Below are 16,821 nucleotides of genomic sequence, written 5' to 3'. Positions count from 1 at the left end.
GTCGGCCCCGACCCCCGCCCCCCCCCCCCCCCCCCCCCCCCCCCCCCCCCCCCCCCCCCCCCCCCCCCCCCCCCCCCCCCCCCCCCCCCCCCCCCCCCCCCCCCCGCCCCCGGTCTGGAGCACGCCCGCCGGCGCGGGCTGCCCACGTTCGTCTGCGCGCTCGGCGACCATCCCGACCGCGCCGCCTGGGACCGCGTGCTGGCCGACCGGATCGCCGCGTTCGCGCCCGACCTGGTCGTGTCGGCCGGGTTCATGAAGATCGTCGGCCCAGCCGTGCTCGCCGGGTTCGAGGGCCGGCTGATCAACACCCATCCGGCGCTGCTGCCGGCCTTCCCCGGCGCCCACGCGGTGCGCGACGCCCTGGCGGCAGGGGTGGCCACGACGGGGTCGACCGTGCACCTGGTCGACGCCGGCGTCGACACCGGGCCGGTGCTGGCCCAGCGCGCGGTGCCGGTGCTGCCCGGGGACGACGAGGCGACGCTGCACGAACGCATCAAGCACGTGGAGCGCGAGCTCCTGGTGGAGACGGTGGCGGAGTTCGTCACGCCACAGACCAGCCCGAGCCAGACGAGGAAGAGCCCCAGATGAGCGACCGCACCCCGATCCGCCGTGCCCTGCTGGGCGTCTACGACAAGACCGGTGTCGAGGAGCTGGCCCGTGGGCTGGCCGCCGCCGGCGTGGAGCTGGTGAGCACCGGCGCGACCGCGCGGCGGATCGCCGACGCCGGCGTGCCGGTCACCCCCGTCGAGCAGGTCACCGGCTTCCCCGAGTGCCTCGACGGCCGGGTCAAGACGTTGCACCCCGCCGTGCACGCCGGGATCCTCGCCGACCGGCGCAGGCCCGAGCACGTCGCGCAGCTGGAGGAGCTCGGCGTCGCGGCGTTCGACCTCGTCGTCGTGAACCTCTACCCGTTCACCGAGACCGTCGCCTCGGGCGCCGCCCCGGACGAGTGCGTCGAGCAGATCGACATCGGCGGCCCGGCGATGGTGCGCGCCGCGGCCAAGAACCACCCGTCGGTGGCCGTCGTCGTCGACCCGGCGCGCTACGCCGACGTGCTCGCCGCGGTGTCCGCCGGCGGCTTCACCCTGGCCGAGCGGCGGCGGCTCGCCGCCGCCGCGTTCCGGCACACCGCCTCCTACGACGTCGCCGTCGCCTCGTGGATGGGCAGCGTGCTCGCCCCGGACGACGAGACGGGCTTCCCGGCGTGGGTCGGCGGGAACTGGGAGCGCGCCGACGTGCTCCGCTACGGCGAGAACCCGCACCAGGCCGCCGCGCTCTACCGCTCCGACCGGCCGGGGCTGGCGCACGCCGAGCAGCTGCACGGCAAGCAGATGTCGTACAACAACTACGTCGACACCGACGCCGCCTGGCGGGCCGCCCACGACCACGACGAGCCGTGCGTGGCGATCATCAAGCACGCCAACCCCTGCGGCATCGCCGTCGGCGCCGACATCGCCGCCGCGCACCGCAAGGCGCACGCCTGCGACCCGGTGTCGGCCTTCGGCGGGGTCATCGCGGCCAACCGCGAGGTCGACCTCACGATGGCCGAGCAGGTGGCCGAGGTGTTCACCGAGGTGGTCGTCGCGCCCTCCTTCACCGACGACGCCGTCGCGGTGCTGACGGGGAAGAAGAACATCCGGCTGCTGCGGCTGCCGCACCTGCCCGAGACCGGCGTGGAGTCGCGTCCGATCAGCGGCGGGCTGCTGCTGCAGACGCGGGACCGCGTCGACGCCACCGGCGACGACCCGACCACCTGGACGCTGGCGACCGGCGAGCCGCTGGACGCCGCGGGCCTCGACGACCTCGTGTTCGCCTGGCGGGCGGTGCGCGCGGTGAAGAGCAACGCCATCCTGCTGGCCCACGACCGGGCCACCGTCGGCGTGGGCATGGGCCAGGTCAACCGGGTCGACTCGGCGCGCCTCGCGGTCGCCCGGGCGGGGGAGCGGGCCACCGGCGCGGTCGCCGCCTCCGACGCGTTCTTCCCGTTCGCCGATGGGTTGCAGGTGCTGCTGGACGCCGGCGTGCGGGCCGTCGTCCAGCCCGGTGGGTCGGTGCGCGACGAGGAGGTCGTCGCGGCCGCCGCGGCCGCGGGCGTGCCCCTCTACCTGACCGGCACCCGGCACTTCGCGCACTGATGCGTCACTCCGCCCGCCCGCACGTCCGGCCGCCGGAGGCAGGTGCGCACGTCGAGGAGGAGGACTTCGCGCGCGTCGACTGGTGGGGGGTCGAGCTCGACGGCGTCACGTTCACCCGGTGCCGGTTCGACGACGCGGGCCTCGAGGAGCTGGTCACGCGCCGGTGCGTCTTCGAGGAGTGCGTCCTGACCGGGGTCCGCATGGGCGGCTCGCGGCACCTGGGGACGGCCTTCCTCTCCTGCCGGTTCGACCGGGCACGGCTGTTCGACGCGACGTTCGACGGCTGCAAGCTCACCGGTTCCCAGTTCCTCGGAGCCCAGCTGCGGCCGCTGGTGGCGACCGACTGCGACTGGTCGTGGACCTCGCTGCGCGGGGTCGACCTGTCGGCGCTCGAGCTGTCCGGCCAGCGCTTCCGGGAGGCCGACCTCACCGACGCCGACCTGCGCGGCACCGATCTCAGCCGCGCCGACCTGGACCGGGCGCGGCTGCAGAACGCGAAGCTGCGCGGCGCCGACCTGCGGGGCGCCTCCACCGACGAGGTGAACTGGCGTTCCTTCGAGCTGACCGACGTGCGGCTCGACGCCGTCCAGGCGGTGCAGTTCGCCCGCGCCCACGGCGCCCGCGTCGAGACCTGAGCGCTACCTCGACGGGTACCGGGGCCCGGTCAGCACCGCCTTGAGCGAGCCGAGCAGGCCCAGGACGGCGACGGCGATCCCGCACCAGAAGCCCGGGCCGAAGGAGCCGACGTCCCAGCCGGCGTCGGCCAGCGGGACGAGCACGGCGGCCGTGACGACGCCGCTGACCAGCAACGCCACCGCGCCGACGAACCGGTGGCTGCGGGCCGGCAGCCACAGGGCGATGCCCAGGAGGAGCAGCAGGCCGCCGCCGAGCACGATGGCCAGGGGCTGCCAGCTGCCGTCGTCGAAGATCCCCCCGAGGTCGTCGAACGCATCGCGCACCAGCGCCCAGCCGCTGGCGTCGCGGTCGCGCAGCCAGTCCAGCGGCAGGCTGATGGCGGCGGCGATCCCCGCGAGGATCAGCAGCAGCCCGCCCAGGCTCTCCGGCCCGCGGAACGCCACGGGGCGGTCCGAGTACGCCGGCGTGGTGGCCGGTCCGGCCCCCGACGACGCGGACGCGCCGGTGGGGGTCTGGTAGCGCTCGGTCATCGGGCTCCTCCGCAGGTCGCCGGGGCACCGACGCCCCGCCGCTGCCGACCCTAGGCCCGCACCCACGTGGGCGGCACCCTCTCCGGCAGACTGTCGGCGTGCCCGCGACGATCCTGGACGGCAAGGCCACCGCGGCGGCGATCCGCGCCGAGCTCACCGAGCGGGTGGCCGCTCTCACCGCGGCCGGTCATCGACCCGGCCTCGGCACGTTGCTGGTGGGGGACGACCCCGGCAGCCGCTGGTACGTGAACGCCAAGCACTCCGACTGCGCCCAGGTCGGCATCGCCAGCATCCAGCGCGAGCTGCCGGCGACCGCCACCGAGGCCGACGTGCTGGCCGTGGTGGAGGAGCTCAACGCCGACCCCGCCTGCACCGGGTACATCGTCCAGCTGCCGCTGCCCACGGGCATCGAGGAGAGCGCCATCCTCGAGGCGATGGACCCGGCCAAGGACGCCGACGGCCTCCACCCGGTGAACCTGGGCCGGCTGGTCCTGAACGTCGCCGGGCCGCTGCCCTGCACGCCAGTGGGCATCGTCGAGCTGCTGCGGCGCTACGACGTGCCGATCGCCGGAGCGGAGGTCGTCGTCATCGGCCGCGGCATCACCGTGGGGCGGCCGCTCGGGCTCCTGCTCACCCGGCGGACGGAGAACGCGACGGTGACCCTCTGCCACACCGGCACCCGGGACCTCGCCGCGCACGTGCGCTCCGCCGACGTCGTGGTCGCCGCCGCCGGGGTGCCGGGCCTGATCACCGGCGACATGGTCAAGCCGGGGGCCGCCGTCCTGGACGTGGGCGTCAGCCGCGTGGACGGCAAGATCGCCGGCGACGTGGCCCGGGACGTCGTCGAGGTCGCCGGGCACGTCGCGCCCAACCCGGGGGGAGTGGGGCCGATGACCCGGGCGATGCTGCTGCAGAACGTGGTGCTCGCCGCCGAGCAGGCCGCGGCAGCCGAGGCGCTGTCGGCCTGATCCGTGAGCCGCCCGCCGCTCTACGTCCGCCGGCCCTTCCTCGCCGGGCTGCTGCGGCAGCTGCCGCTGCTCGCGGTGCTGGTCGGGGTGGGGATCGGGCTGCTGCTGGTCACCGTCGAGCACTGGCGCTGGGGGCTGGTGGTGGTCGGGACCTCCCTGGTGGGCGCGGCGCTGCTGCGGCTGCTCCTGCCGGTCCGGCGGGTGGGCTTCCTCGCGGTCCGCAGCCGGGCGGTCGACGTCGTCCTCCTGGCCGGGACGGGGATCGCGCTCGCCGCCGTCGCCCTGGCCATCCCCGGCACGTGAGCGCCCCCGGGGCGGCGCGGGGCGCCGGGCAGGGCTAGGTTGGCGACCATGGCGAAGCAGCCCAGGAACGGCAAGGTCACCGTGGTCGGTGCCGGTTTCTACGGCTCCACCACCGCACTGCGACTGGCCGAGTACGACGTCTTCGAGACCGTCGTCCTCACCGACATCGTGGAAGGCAAGCCCGAGGGGCTCGCGCTGGACATGAACCAGTCGCGCCCGATCGAGGGGTTCGAGACCCAGGTGGTGGGCGTCGGCGGAGGCTCCTACGAGGGCACCGAGGGCTCCGACGTCGTCGTCGTCACCGCCGGTCTGCCGCGCAAGCCCGGCATGAGCCGGATGGACCTGATCGAGACCAACGCGGGCATCGTCCGCCAGGTCTCGGAGAACATCGCGCGGACCTCGCCCGACGCCGTCGTCATCGTCGTCTCGAACCCGCTGGACGAGATGACTGCGCTGGCGCAGCTGGCGACCGGCTTCCCGAAGCAGCGGGTCATGGGGCAGGCCGGCATGCTCGACACGGCCCGCTTCACCAACAACGTCGCCGAGGAGCTCGGTGTCCCGGTCTCCTCGGTGCGGACCCTGACCCTGGGCTCGCACGGCGACACCATGGTCCCGGTGCCGTCCCGGTGCACCGTCGACGGCAAGCCGCTGGCCGAGGCGATGGCGCCGGACCGCATCGAGCACCTCGTCCAGCGCACCCGCAACGGTGGCGCGGAGGTGGTGGCCCTGCTCAAGACGGGGTCGGCCTACTACGCTCCCTCCGCCGCTGCCGCCCGCATGGCCCGGGCGGTCATGGAGGACTCCGGCGCCGTCATGCCGGTGTGCGCATGGGTCGACGGCGAGTACGGCATCTCCGGGGTGTACCTCGGGGTGGAGGCCGAGATCGGCCGGGAAGGCGTCCGGCGGGTCGTCGAGAGCGACCTGGCGGAGAGCGAAGTGGCGGGCCTGCGTGAGGCCGCCGAAGCAGTGCGCGCGAAGCAGGCCGACGTAGCCGACCTCTGAAGAAGTAGAAGGACCCCGTCCTCCTCACCCCTCGCACGCTCGGGGCGAGCCTCGGGACGGGGCCGTGACCGCACAAGGAGAACGCGTGAGCAAGATCAAGGTCGAGGGCACCGTCGTCGAGCTCGACGGCGACGAGATGACCCGGATCATCTGGCAGTTCATCAAGGACCAGCTGATCCTCCCGTACCTCGACGTCAACCTGGAGTACTACGACCTGGGGATCGAGGCGCGGGACGCGACCGACGACCAGATCACCGTCGACTCCGCGAACGCCATCAAGAAGCACGGCGTCGGCGTCAAGTGCGCGACGATCACGCCGGACGAGGCGCGCGTCGAGGAGTTCGGGCTCAAGCGGATGTACCGCTCGCCCAACGGGACGATCCGCAACATCCTCGGCGGCGTCATCTTCCGCGAGCCGATCATCATGGAGAACGTGCCGCGGCTGGTGCCGGGCTGGACCAAGCCGATCGTCGTCGGCCGCCACGCCTTCGGTGACCAGTACCGCGCCACCGACTTCAAGTTCCCCGGCGAGGGCACGCTGACGATCAGCTTCCAGCCGGCCGACGGGTCCGCGCCGATCGAGCACGAGGTCTTCCAGTCGCCCGGCGGCGGCGTCGCCATGGCGATGTACAACCTGGACGACTCGATCCGCGACTTCGCGCGGGCCTCGATGAACTACGGCCTGCAGCGCGGCTACCCGGTCTACCTGTCGACCAAGAACACGATCCTCAAGGCCTACGACGGCCGCTTCAAGGACCTGTTCGAGGAGGTCTTCCAGGCCGAGTTCAAGGAGAAGTTCGACGCCGCCGGCATCACGTACGAGCACCGGCTGATCGACGACATGGTCGCCGCGTCCCTCAAGTGGGAGGGCGGCTACGTCTGGGCCTGCAAGAACTACGACGGCGACGTGCAGTCCGACACCGTGGCCCAGGGCTTCGGCTCGCTCGGCCTCATGACCTCGGTGCTCATGAGCCCCGACGGCCGCACGGTGGAGGCCGAGGCCGCTCACGGCACGGTGACCCGGCACTTCCGCCAGCACCAGCAGGGCAAGGAGACCTCGACCAACCCGATCGCGTCGATCTTCGCCTGGACCCGGGGCCTGGCCCACCGCGGCAAGCTGGACGGCACGCCCGAGGTGACCCGCTTCGCGGAGACCCTGGAGAAGGTCTGCATCGACACCGTCGAGAGCGGTCAGATGACCAAGGACCTGGCGCTGCTGATCAGCAAGGACCAGCCGTGGCTGACCACCCAGGAGTTCCTGGCGGCCATCGACACCAACCTGCAGAAGGCCATGGCCTGAAGGAGGACCCCGTCCTCCTCACCCCTCGCACGCTCGGGGTGAGCCTCTGGACGGGGCCGCTGCGCGTCCGGGGTCGGGTCGGCGGCGAGATGCGTCGAACCGGGCTCCCGAAGGGCTCGGGGAGCCCGATCTGCCGCATCTCGCGCCGCCTGTGGACGGCGCTCGCCGGGGTGCGCAGCCAAGGCGGGTAGGCGAGACCGGGCGAGTCAGCCGAACAGCTGGGTCCACCAGGGCCCGCCGGAGCCGGTCGCCACACCGACGCCCAACCGGGTCAGCCCGCAGTTCAGGATGTTGGCCCGGTGGCCGGGGCTGTTCAGCCACGAGGCCATGACGGCGGCCGGGTCGGCCTGGCCGCGCGCGATGTTCTCCGCCCGGGCGGAGACGCCCGCCCGGTCGGCCCGGTCGAACGGGTCGAGCCCGTCGGGGTCGACGTGGTCGAAGAACCCGCGGTCGCGCATGCCGGCGCTGTGCGCCCGGGCGACCGCGGCGAGCCCGGCGTCGGCCGCCACCGGACCGCAGCCGGCCTGAGAGCGCTGGGCGTTCACCAGGGCCACGACCTCGCCCTCGGCGCCCCGGGCCGCCGGCGCGCTCGCGGCGCCGGGGGGCGGTGCCGCCGCGGCGGCCGTGGGGGCAGGGGCCCGGCTGGTCGACGCGGAAGGGCCGGCGGGCGCGGACGGCGGCGCAGCCCCGTGACCGGGCGCGGGCGCAGGTTCGGGCGCCGGCTCGGGGACGGCCGCCGCAGGATGCCCGGAACCGGTTTCCGGCGCCGCGGCGGTGTCGCCGGACGGCCCGGGCGCTGCCGGGGCGGTGCCGGGCACCACCGACGTGGAGGAGTGGGGAGCGGATCCGGCCGAGGACGACGGGTCGAACGGGCGGGGCGCCTCCTCCGGCCCGGAGACCACGGGGGCGGTGAGCACGACGGCGGTGGCGCCGAACGCCATCGCGACGGCGAGACCCACCCTCGGGGACCGTCGGGTGGGCAGCAGGGGGCCGGACGGCCGGTGGCGCATGCGGCTCCTCAGAAAGATCACGATCCGTTATCGATCAGAGACTATCCGTACGCACCCTGCGGCGAAAGCGCCTGGGAGTGCGCACACTCACGCACCCGACCGGGGTTCCCGGGCGTGCGGGCGCGGTCGCCGGGCAGCATGGACCCGGCACCATGGAACGGTCCGTCCCATCCCGAACCCCTGAGGAGCACGCCGCCGGTGAGCGACGTATGGCTCAACATCGTCATGGTCGTCGTCTTCATCCTGATCGGCGGCGCGTTCGCCGGCGCGGAGATCGCGCTGGTCTCGCTGCGGGAGTCGCAGGTCCGGGCCATGGCCGAGCAGGGTGGCCGCCGCGGCAAGGCGGTGCAGAAGCTCCTCGGGGACCCGAACCAGTTCCTCGCCGCCGTGCAGGTGGGGGTCACCCTCGCCGGGTTCTTCTCCGCCGCGTTCGGTGCGAGCACCCTTTCGGCGCCCCTGGCCGACTGGCTGCAGGACCAGGGCGTGAGCCAGAGGCTCTCCGGCACCCTGGCGCTGGTCCTGGTCACCGTCGCGATCAGCTACGTGTCCCTCGTCGTGGGTGAGCTCACCCCCAAGCGGCTGGCCCTCCAGCGGGCCGAGGGCTTCTCCCTCATGGTCGCCGCACCGCTGAACGCCATCGCCAAGCTGTCCCGGCCGGTCATCTGGCTGCTGTCGAAGTCGACCAACGGGCTCGTCCGGCTGGTCGGCGGTGACCCCAAGGCCAGCGGTGAGTCGATCAGCCAGGAGGAGCTGCGCGACCTGGTGGCCGCGCACGAGTCGCTCAGCAGCGACGAGCGCCGGCTCATCGACGAGGTGTTCCGCGCCGGCGAGCGCGAGGTGCGCGAGGTGATGACGCCGCGCACCGAGGTGCAGTTCCTCGAGGCGTCGATGACCGCCAGTCGCGCGGCCAAGCTGGTGGCGGAGTCGAACTGGTCGCGGTTCCCCGTCGTCGGCCAAGACGAGGACGACGTCGTCGGCTTCGTGCACGTGCGCGACCTGTTCCTGCCCAACCACCCGGCGGGGCGGGCGGCGACCGTGGGGGACCTGGCCCGCGAGGTCACCAGGCTGCCCGGCACCGCCGCGGTCCTGACGGTGCTCAGCGAGATGCGCCGGGACAACCAGCACCTGGCGATCGTCGTCGACGAGTACGGCGGCACCGACGGCATCGTCACGCTCGAGGACCTCATCGAGGAGGTCATCGGGGAGATCTACGACGAGTACGACGAGGAGGTCGAGCCCGAGGCCCGGCAGTCGCCCGACGCGCCGCGGGAGGTCGACGGCCTCCTCAACCTCGACGACTTCGCCGAGGCCACCGGGCTGCGGCTGCCCGAGGGGCCGTACGAGACGGCCGCCGGCTACGTCCTGGCCGAGCTCGGCCGGCTGCCCCGGGTCGGGGACACCGCCGAGGCCGAGGGGCGCAGCATCGAGGTGCTGGAGCTCGACGGCCGGCGGATCGCCCGCCTGCGCGTCGGCCCGCCCCCGGCCCCCGACGTCCCGGAGGACGACGAGCGCAGCGAGGCCCCGACCGCCTAGGGGCGCCCCGCTGCGTCGGGCGTCAGCGGGACCGGGCGACCGCCCAGGCGTCGCGCACGATGCCGACCAGGTCGGTGTGCTTCGGCGCCCAGCCGAGGTCGGCGCGGATGCGGTCGCTGGAGGCCACCAGCTGCGCCGGGTCGCCGGCCCGCCGTTCGCCGATGGTGACCGGGATGGGGTGGCCGGTGACCGTGCGGGCGGCCTCGACGACCTCCTGCACGGAGAAGCCGGTGCCGTTGCCCAGGTTGTAGATGCGGTGCTCGCCGGCCGCCGGTGCGGGCAGCGCGAGCAGGTGGGCGTCCGACAGGTCCTCGACGTGCACGTAGTCGCGGATGCAGGTGCCGTCGGGGGTCGGGTAGTCCTGGCCGTAGACGGTCAGCGACTCACGCTGCCCCGCCGCCACCTGGAGGGCGATGGGGATGAGGTGGGTCTCGGTGGCGTGCCGTTCGCCGAGCCCGTAGGCGGCGCCGGCGACGTTGAAGTACCGCAGGCTCACCGCGGCGAACCCGTGGGCGACGGCGTACGAGGTGAGCATGTGGTCGACGGCGAGCTTCGAGGCGCCGTAGGTGTTGGTCGGCCGGGTGGGTGCGTCCTCGCGGATGGGCACCTGGTCCGGCTCCCCGTAGGTCGCGGCGGTGGAGGAGAAGACGATCCGCCGGCAGTCGACCGCGCGCATTGCCTCCAGCAGCGCGAACGAGCCGCCGACGTTGGTGTGCCAGTAGTCCTCCGGCTGCTGCTGGGAGACCCCGACCAGCGACTTGGCCGCGAAGTGCAGCACCGCCTCGGGCCGGACCTCGGCGAGCACCGGCGCGGAATCGTGCAGCGACACCTCGGCCAGCGTCGCGCCCTCGGGCACCGCGTCGGCGTGCCCCGTCGAGAGGTCGTCGAGGACGGTGACGTCGTGACCGCGGTCGAGCAGGGCGGCGGTCACTACGCTGCCGATGTAGCCGGCGCCGCCGGCGACGAGTACGCGCATGGGCACACCTTAGAAGGACGGCCCGTGGGAAGCGGAGGATCTGGTGGTCAGTGCCCGACCGGCGGTGCAGTCGCTGCCCGCGTACCGGCCCGGCCGGAACCCGGCGGACCTGGCCCGCGAGATCGGCGTCGAGCGCGCTGTGAAGCTCGCCAGCAACGAGGTCGCGTTCCCGCCGCTGCCCGCCGTCGTCGAGGCGGTCACCGCCGCGGTCGCCGAGACCAACCGGTACCCGGACAACGGCGCCGTCGTCCTCACCGGCGCGCTGGCCGAGCGCTACGGGGTCGACCCCGCGCAGGTCGCCACCGGCTGCGGGGCCGTGGCGATCTGCCAGGAGCTCGCCCAGGCGTACAACGACCCCGGGACGAGCATCGCCTTCGCCTGGCGGTCGTTCGAGATGTACCCGCTGCTCGCCCGGGTCGCCGACGCCCGCGCGATCCAGGTGCCGCTGGTCCCCGGCCGGCCCGGCGGGTCTCCCGACACCCACGACCTCGAGGCGCTGGCCGCCGCACTGGACGACGCCACGCGGCTGGTGTTCGTCTGCAACCCCAACAACCCCACCGGGACGGCGGTGCGCCGAGCCGAGCTGGAGCGCTTCCTCGACGCGGTGCCCGCGGAGACGCTGGTCGTCCTCGACGAGGCCTATCGCGAGTTCGTCACCGACCCCCGGGTCCCCGACGGCGTGGAGCTGATGCACGGGAGGCCCAACGTGGCGGTCCTCCGCACCTTCTCCAAGGCCTGGGGGCTGGCCGGGCTGCGCGTCGGCTACCTGCTCGCCGAGGACCCGGCGGTCGCCGAGGCGGTGCGCAAGACCCACCTGCCGTTCAGCGTCGGCATGGTGGCCCAGGCGGCGGCGGTCGCGGCGCTGGCCAGCGAGGACGAGGTGCGGGCGCGGTGCGCCGCGGTCGTCACCGAGCGCGAGCGGCTCACCGCCGCGCTGCGCGACCGGGGGCTGGAGGTCGCCGACAGCCAGGCCAACTTCGTGTGGCTGCCGACGGGGGAGCGCACGGCCGAGCTCGCGGCTGCCCTGGAGGCCCGGGCGGTGATCACCCGGCCGTTCGCGGGGGAGGGCATCCGGGTCACCGTGGGCACGCCGGAGGAGGACGACGTCTTCCTCGCCGCGCTCGACGACGCCCTCCCGGTCGCGGCACGCTGACCAGCACCGACCCCGCCCCTGCGGCGGCCGGTGTCCCGGCGGTGCGGGGGAGCCCGGAACGGGCGCCGGCCCCGGCTGGTTTGATGGCCGACGTGGCTCTTCCCCGAGTGCTCTCCGGCATCCAGCCGACGGCGGACTCCTTCCACCTCGGCAACTACGTCGGCGCCCTCCGGCAGTGGGTGAGCATGCAGGAGGACCACGACGCCTTCTACTGCGTCGTCGACCTGCACGCGATCACCCTCGAGCCGCCGGACCCGGCCGTGCTCCGCCGGCGCACGCTGGTGTCGGCGGCACAGCTGCTCGCCCTGGGCGTGGACCCCGCCCGCAGCACCCTGTTCGTGCAGAGCCAGGTGCCCGAGCACGCCCAGCTGGCCTGGGTGCTGCAGTGCCTCACCGGCTTCGGGGAGGCCGGCCGGATGACCCAGTTCAAGGACAAGAGCTCCCGCGAGGGGGTCGGTCCGACGTCGGTGGGGCTGTTCACCTACCCGGTGCTGCAGGCCGCGGACATCCTGCTGTACCAGGCGCACCGGGTGCCGGTGGGAGAGGACCAGCGGCAGCACCTGGAGCTCACCCGCGACCTGGCCGGCCGGTTCAACGGGCGGTACGGCGAGACGTTCACGATGCCCGAGGCCTACATCCCGGCGGGCGCGGCCAAGGTGCTGGACCTGCAGACGCCCGAGAAGAAGATGAGCAAGAGCCTTCCCCCGGCCGGCTGCATCAACCTGCTGGACGACCCGAAGGTGACGGCGAAGAAGATCCGTTCCGCGGTCACCGACACCGGGCGGGAGATCGTCGCCGACCCCGAGAACAAGCCGGGCGTGACGAACCTCCTCACCATCCACTCCGCCTTCTCCGGACGGAGCACCGCGGAGCTGGAGGAGCACTTCGCCGGCCGCGGGTACGGCGACCTGAAGAAGGAGCTCGCCGAGGTCGTCACCGACGCCCTCGCCCCGGTGCAGCGGCGCACGGCGGAGCTGATGGCCGACCCCGCCGAGCTCGAGCGCCTGCTCGCCGCGGGAGCGGCACGCGCCCGGGAAGTGGCCGGCCGCACGCTGGCCACGGTCTACGAGCGGGTCGGCTTCCTGCCACCCGCGGGGCCGGTGGCATGAACGACGACACCTTCGTCGGCCGGCTGGGGACGCCGCCGGAGACGGCGGTGCTCGGGGTGATCGTGCCGATCCCCGAGCCCTGGGCGTCCCTGCTCGTCGACTGGCGCGCCAAGGTCGGCGACCCGCAGGCGACGCTGGTCCCGCCGCACGTGACCCTGCTCCCGCCGACGGAGGTGCCGGTCGCCGACCGCGCCACCATCACCGAGCACCTCGCCGACGTCGCCGCCGCGCACCCGCCGTTCGACATGCACCTGGCCGGTACCGGCACGTTCACGCCGGTCTCCGACGTCGTGTTCGTGGCCGTCGCTCGGGGGATCGGCAACTGCGAGCTGCTGGCCAACGACGTCCGCCGCGGTCCGCTCGCCCGTTCGCTCTCCTTCCCGTACCACCCGCACGTCACCGTCGCCCACGACGTGCCGGCCGACATGCTCGAGCTGGCCTACTGCGGGCTGCAGGACCTCTCCGCCGAGTTCCGGGTGGACCACTTCACCGAGTTCGAGCAGACGGCGGCCGGCGCCTGGGAGATCGCCCGCGAGTACCCCCTGACCGGCCGGGAGCGCTGAGGGCGCGCACCCGGCGGCCAGCCGCCAGACTCGGGCGGTGAGCTCCGCCCCTCCCCGCGACGCCCCCGCCCGGAAGGGGTTGCCGGCGCGGACGTGGGACCGCGTCGAGGGGACGGTCGACGCCGCTCGGCGGCGGTCCCCCTGGTTCGACCACCTGGCCCGTGCCGGTGGGCGGTACCGGCGGACGCAGGGGGACCTCATGGCCGCGGGCGTCACCTACTTCGTGTTCCTCGGGTTGTTCCCCGTGCTGCTGCTGGTGGCCTCGGTGATCGGGCTGGTGCTGGCCGGGAACGAGCTGCTGCAGCGGGAGCTCTACGAGGCGATCCGGGAGGCGTTCCCCGGCAGCACCGGGCGGGACATCGTCGCGGACCTGCGCGGGGCGGTCGGCTCGGCCGAGGTGGTCGGCGTGATCGGCCTCGTGGGGTTCGTCTACGCCGGGCTGCGGGCGATGGACAAGCTGCGCATCGGCATGGAGCGCATCTGGAAGGGGCGCGCCGATGAGCCGGAGTTCCTCCGCGACAACGTCCAGGACCTCTTGGCGCTGGTGCTGCTGGGCGCGGTCGGGCTGGCGAGCCTCGTGCTGACCGGGGTCGCCACGGGGGCGACGTCGTGGTTCCTCGACGTGCTCGGGCTGACGGACGCGACGGGGCTCGCGGTGTTCACGACCGTGGTGGGGCTGGCGCTGGCCTTCCTCGGCGACACCGTCGTCTTCCTCTGGCTGCTGAAGGTGGTCCCGGCCACGCCGCACCCCGTGCGGCGGCTGCTGCCCGGGGCGCTGTTCGGCGCCGTGGGCTTCGAGGCCATGAAGCTGATCGGGAACCTCTACCTGTCGCTCATCTCCGGGAGCGTGACCGCGTCGGCCTTCGGCGGCGCCGTCGGCATCCTGGTCTGGATCAACATCGTGTTCCGGTTCGCGTTCTTCACCGCCGCCTGGACCGCCACCCTCCCCGCGGTGGAGGGCGCCGGCCGGCAGCCGGAGGAGCGGGCGCCTGTCGCCGCCGCCGCGCCGTCGCGCTGACCGCGCCCAGCGCGCCGAGCCCCAGCCCGGCGAGGGCGGCCACGGCCCAGGGCGACGCGGCCGCGTGCGGCGCGGGCGCGGCGAGCATCGGGCGACGCGGCGCCGGGGAGGTCGGGGCGGAGGGTGCGGGCGGGGTGGCGGGCGCCGCCGGCGTGGCGGGGGCCAGGTCGGCGGGGCGGACCAGCGTCCCCACCCCCGGGACGGTGGTGGGGACGGCGAACCCCCAGTCGAGCAGCAGCGCCGCCTGGTCGGCCGCCCGCAGCGGTCGGTTCTCCGTGTCCAGGACGCTCACCACGAGCCGGCGGCCGTCGCGCTCGGCTGCGGTGACGAACGTGTGCCGGGCGGCGTCGGTGAACCCCGTCTTCCCGCCGAGGTTGCCGGGGTAGCCGGTCAGCAGCGGGTTCTGGTTCTGGATCTGGAAGCCCGGGAACCGGTCCCCGACCGCCGGCATGTCCGCCGTCGGCGTGCGTAGCACCGCCGCGGTGACCGGATCCTCTACGAGCGCGCGGAAGATCAGCGCCAGGTCGTAGGGGGAGGAGGACTGGCCGGCGACGTCCAGCCCGGACGGGGTGCCGGCGACCGTGTCGTAGGCACCCAGCTCCACGGCCGTCCGGTTCATCGCGGCGACCGTGGCCGCCTCGCCGCCGGCCGCCCGCGCCAGCGCCGATGCGACGTCGTTCCCCGACTGCAGCATCAGCGCCGTGAAGAGCAGCGGGACGGGGTAGCGCCCGCCGGCCACGAGCCCGACGCGGCTGCCCTCGATCTGCTCGTCCTCGACCGTGCCCACCACCACCTCGGCCGGGTCGAGCCGGTGCGCCAGCGTCAGGAGGGTCAGGGTCTTGAGGGTGCTCGCCGGGTAGTACCGCCCGTGCGGGTCGCGGGCGGCCAGCACCGCCCCCGTGCCCGCGTCGGCGACCAGCCAGCCGGACGCGACCACGCCGTCGGGGAGCGGGGGAGCGCCGTCGGCGACGACGAGGCCGCGGGTGCGCAGCCGCTCGCCGCCCACCGTGCTGCCGTCCGGGGCGGTGCCCCGCGGGGGCAGGCCCGTGCGGGGCGCGGTCGGCGTCGGCGCGGTGAGGTCGACCGTGGGGCGAGGCGGGGTCGCCGTCGTGCTCGGCGGCGGCGGGGTCGCTCCGGCCTGGCCGGCCGGGCCCGCCACGAGAGCGAGTGTCACGGCGCCCGCCAGACAGGCCGCACGTCGTCGTCCCATGCCCGGAGGCTATGCGGAGGTGAGGTGGGACACGGCTTCCGGGGAGAAGACGGCCCGATCGGATGAGGGTTCGCAACGATCGGGTTTCAGTCCGCCGCAGAGTTTGGGGCGTGCCGGGTCCGCGCGGTTAGCGTCCTGGGTCGTGGCCCACGACGGCCCGCTCCACGCGGGCCCGCGAGCCACCGCAGTCCACACCCCCGGGAGAACCCCGCCACGCGTGGGACCTCCCCCCAGAGAGGAGATCGTCTTGCGCCGAGCGCGGATGACGAAGGCCGCGGCGCTGCTGCTGGCCGGCAGCCTGGCCCTGGCGGCCTGTGCCAGCGACGAGGAGCCCACGGCCGGCGGCGACAGCGGCGGCGGCAGCGGTTCGGGTGACCTCCAGGTCGGCCTCGCGTACGACGTCGGTGGCCGCGGCGACCAGTCGTTCAACGACTCGGCCTACGCCGGTGTCGAGGCGGCCATCGGGGCGCTGGACGGCGAGGTCCAGGAGTTCAGCCCCAACGACGACGGCTCCGACCGCGTCGAGGGCCTGGCCAACCTGGCCGAGGCGGGCTACGACCCGGTCATCGCCGTCGGCTTCGCCTACAGCGACTCGATCGGCGAGGTCGCCGAGGACTTCCCCGACACCACGTTCGCCGTCGTGGACGTCCGCACGGAAGAGGAGGGGATCGAGACCGAGAACCTGACCGGCCTCGTCTTCGCCGAGGAGGAGGGCAGCTTCCTCGCCGGCGTCGCGGCGGCGCTGAAGAGCGAGACCGGGCACGTCGGCTTCGTCGGCGGCGTCGAGATGCCGCTGATCCAGAAGTTCGAGGCCGGGTACGTGGCCGGTGCCAAGGCCGTCAACCCGGACATCCAGGTCGACGTCGAGTACATCTCGCCGGCCGGCGACTTCTCCGGGTTCGGTGACCCGGCCCGCGGTCAGATCCTGGCCCGCAGCATGTACGACGCCGGCGCGGACATCGTGTTCCACGCGGCGGGCGGCTCGGGCACCGGCGTCTTCCAGGCGGCGGCCCAGACCGGCAACCGGGCGATCGGCGTCGACTCCGACCAGTACCAGACGGTCGACGACCCCGCGCTGCAGGCGGTGATCATGACCTCGATGCTCAAGCGGGTCGACAACGCCGTCGAGAGTTTCATCACCGATTACGCCGAGGGCAACGTCCAGGGCGGCATCGACCTGGTCTACGACCTGGAGAGCGACGGCGTCGGCCTGGCCACCTCGGGTGGGCAGATCGACGACATCCAGGGCCAGCTCGAGGAGTGGCGCCAGCGCATCGTCTCCGGCGAGATCGAGGTCCCCACGACCCCGTGAGGCCGGGTGCGCCGGCCGGACAGCTCCGGCCGGCGCACCGGAGCGACCCTCCGACGGCGGGTC

The 16,821-nt window shown here is 74.1% G+C and carries 17 protein-coding genes; 13 read left to right on the top strand and 4 right to left on the bottom strand.

The features are described from left to right. Positions 1-114 precede the first annotated feature (114 nt). From purN to ACI79K_RS17370, 3 genes are read left to right on the top strand one after another with little or no spacing between them, the layout of a single operon-like run. Positions 115-588: a phosphoribosylglycinamide formyltransferase gene (gene purN / locus ACI79K_RS17380; RefSeq protein WP_456600315.1), complete on the top strand. Its 474-nt coding sequence runs from the start codon at positions 115-117 to the stop codon at positions 586-588. Further along, positions 585-2,135: a bifunctional phosphoribosylaminoimidazolecarboxamide formyltransferase/IMP cyclohydrolase gene (purH, locus tag ACI79K_RS17375; RefSeq protein WP_456600313.1), complete on the top strand. Its 1,551-nt coding sequence runs from the start codon at positions 585-587 to the stop codon at positions 2,133-2,135. Before purN ends, purH begins: the two co-directional genes overlap by 4 nt. Further along, entirely contained in the window at positions 2,135-2,770 is a 636-nt protein-coding gene (locus ACI79K_RS17370; RefSeq protein WP_456590684.1) for a pentapeptide repeat-containing protein, read from the top strand. The genes purH and ACI79K_RS17370 overlap by 1 nt, the downstream gene beginning before the upstream one ends. 3 nt (positions 2,771-2,773) lie before the next feature. On the opposite strand, the gene ACI79K_RS17365 is transcribed toward ACI79K_RS17370, so the two are convergent. Next, a complete protein-coding gene (locus tag ACI79K_RS17365; protein WP_456590683.1) occupies positions 2,774-3,301 on the bottom strand; it encodes a hypothetical protein in 528 nt (175 codons plus the stop codon). Positions 3,302-3,399: 98 nt separating this feature from the next. Here ACI79K_RS17365 and ACI79K_RS17360 point away from each other — a divergent pair, with 98 nt between their 5' ends. The 4 genes from ACI79K_RS17360 to ACI79K_RS17345 all read left to right on the top strand — a co-directional run bounded on the left by ACI79K_RS17360 (position 3,400) and on the right by ACI79K_RS17345 (position 6,874). Next, a complete protein-coding gene (locus ACI79K_RS17360; RefSeq protein ID WP_456600312.1) occupies positions 3,400-4,269 on the top strand; it encodes a bifunctional methylenetetrahydrofolate dehydrogenase/methenyltetrahydrofolate cyclohydrolase in 870 nt (289 codons plus the stop codon). 3 nt (positions 4,270-4,272) lie between these two features. Continuing rightward, positions 4,273-4,572 (top strand): DUF3017 domain-containing protein, encoded by a 300-nt coding sequence (locus tag ACI79K_RS17355; protein WP_456590681.1) that lies wholly within the window; start codon positions 4,273-4,275, stop codon positions 4,570-4,572. A gap of 48 nt (positions 4,573-4,620) precedes the next feature. Further along, the gene (gene mdh / locus ACI79K_RS17350; protein WP_456600311.1) at positions 4,621-5,574 is read left to right on the top strand and encodes a malate dehydrogenase; all 954 of its coding nucleotides are present in this window, start codon (positions 4,621-4,623) and stop codon (positions 5,572-5,574) included. 85 nt (positions 5,575-5,659) lie between these two features. Then, entirely contained in the window at positions 5,660-6,874 is a 1,215-nt protein-coding gene (locus tag ACI79K_RS17345; protein WP_456590679.1) for an NADP-dependent isocitrate dehydrogenase, read from the top strand. Positions 6,875-7,080: 206 nt separating this feature from the next. Here ACI79K_RS17345 and ACI79K_RS17340 read toward each other — a convergent pair whose 3' ends face one another. Continuing rightward, positions 7,081-7,833: a CAP domain-containing protein gene (locus ACI79K_RS17340; protein WP_456600310.1), complete on the bottom strand. Its 753-nt coding sequence runs from the start codon at positions 7,831-7,833 to the stop codon at positions 7,081-7,083. A gap of 249 nt (positions 7,834-8,082) precedes the next feature. Between ACI79K_RS17340 and ACI79K_RS17335 the strand changes: the two genes are divergently transcribed. After that, a complete protein-coding gene (locus ACI79K_RS17335; protein ID WP_456590677.1) occupies positions 8,083-9,417 on the top strand; it encodes a hemolysin family protein in 1,335 nt (444 codons plus the stop codon). A 22-nt stretch (positions 9,418-9,439) separates the two neighbouring features. Here ACI79K_RS17335 and galE read toward each other — a convergent pair whose 3' ends face one another. Then, complete coding sequence (gene galE / locus ACI79K_RS17330; RefSeq protein ID WP_456590676.1) at positions 9,440-10,393, bottom strand: UDP-glucose 4-epimerase GalE; 954 nt, start codon at positions 10,391-10,393, stop codon at positions 9,440-9,442. A 43-nt stretch (positions 10,394-10,436) separates the two neighbouring features. Here galE and hisC point away from each other — a divergent pair, with 43 nt between their 5' ends. From hisC to ACI79K_RS17310, 4 genes are all read left to right on the top strand, one after another. After that, entirely contained in the window at positions 10,437-11,546 is a 1,110-nt protein-coding gene (gene hisC, locus ACI79K_RS17325) for a histidinol-phosphate transaminase (protein ID WP_456600309.1), read from the top strand. An 83-nt stretch (positions 11,547-11,629) separates the two neighbouring features. Beyond that, entirely contained in the window at positions 11,630-12,655 is a 1,026-nt protein-coding gene (trpS, locus tag ACI79K_RS17320) for a tryptophan--tRNA ligase (RefSeq protein WP_456600308.1), read from the top strand. Continuing rightward, the gene (locus tag ACI79K_RS17315; RefSeq protein ID WP_456600307.1) at positions 12,652-13,218 is read left to right on the top strand and encodes a 2'-5' RNA ligase family protein; all 567 of its coding nucleotides are present in this window, start codon (positions 12,652-12,654) and stop codon (positions 13,216-13,218) included. Before trpS ends, ACI79K_RS17315 begins: the two co-directional genes overlap by 4 nt. A 37-nt stretch (positions 13,219-13,255) precedes the next feature. After that, positions 13,256-14,236, top strand: a complete 981-nt coding sequence (locus ACI79K_RS17310) for a YihY/virulence factor BrkB family protein (protein WP_456600306.1) — start codon at positions 13,256-13,258, stop codon at positions 14,234-14,236. Here ACI79K_RS17310 and ACI79K_RS17305 read toward each other — a convergent pair. Continuing rightward, positions 14,139-15,446: a D-alanyl-D-alanine carboxypeptidase family protein gene (locus ACI79K_RS17305; protein ID WP_456600305.1), complete on the bottom strand. Its 1,308-nt coding sequence runs from the start codon at positions 15,444-15,446 to the stop codon at positions 14,139-14,141. The two genes, ACI79K_RS17310 and ACI79K_RS17305, sit on opposite strands and share 98 nt — an antisense overlap. 247 nt (positions 15,447-15,693) lie before the next feature. On the opposite strand from ACI79K_RS17305, the gene ACI79K_RS17300 reads away from it, so the two are divergent. Continuing rightward, positions 15,694-16,758 carry a BMP family lipoprotein gene (locus ACI79K_RS17300; protein WP_456590670.1) on the top strand — a complete coding sequence of 355 codons (1,065 nt, stop codon included), beginning with the start codon at positions 15,694-15,696 and terminating at the stop codon, positions 16,756-16,758. The last annotated feature ends 63 nt before the right edge of the window (positions 16,759-16,821 follow it).

This window comes from Blastococcus sp. SYSU DS0616 (assembly GCF_054051015.1).
Note: the sequence above shows the minus strand (reverse complement) of the source record. Positions and strands in the feature narration are given on the sequence as shown.

Excerpts from the sequence above, each read along its gene's own strand:
- galE (WP_456590676.1), bottom strand. The coding sequence starts at position 10,393 with ATGCGCGTACTCGTCGCCGGCGGCGCCGGCTACATCGGCAGCGTAGTG.
- ACI79K_RS17370 (WP_456590684.1), top strand. The coding sequence starts at position 2,135 with ATGCGTCACTCCGCCCGCCCGCACGTCCGGCCGCCGGAGGCAGGTGCG.
- ACI79K_RS17315 (WP_456600307.1), top strand. The coding sequence starts at position 12,652 with ATGAACGACGACACCTTCGTCGGCCGGCTGGGGACGCCGCCGGAGACG.
- trpS (WP_456600308.1), top strand. The coding sequence starts at position 11,630 with ATGGCCGACGTGGCTCTTCCCCGAGTGCTCTCCGGCATCCAGCCGACG.
- ACI79K_RS17305 (WP_456600305.1), bottom strand. The coding sequence starts at position 15,446 with ATGGGACGACGACGTGCGGCCTGTCTGGCGGGCGCCGTGACACTCGCT.
- mdh (WP_456600311.1), top strand. The coding sequence starts at position 4,621 with ATGGCGAAGCAGCCCAGGAACGGCAAGGTCACCGTGGTCGGTGCCGGT.
- purH (WP_456600313.1), top strand. The coding sequence starts at position 585 with ATGAGCGACCGCACCCCGATCCGCCGTGCCCTGCTGGGCGTCTACGAC.
- ACI79K_RS17365 (WP_456590683.1), bottom strand. The coding sequence starts at position 3,301 with ATGACCGAGCGCTACCAGACCCCCACCGGCGCGTCCGCGTCGTCGGGG.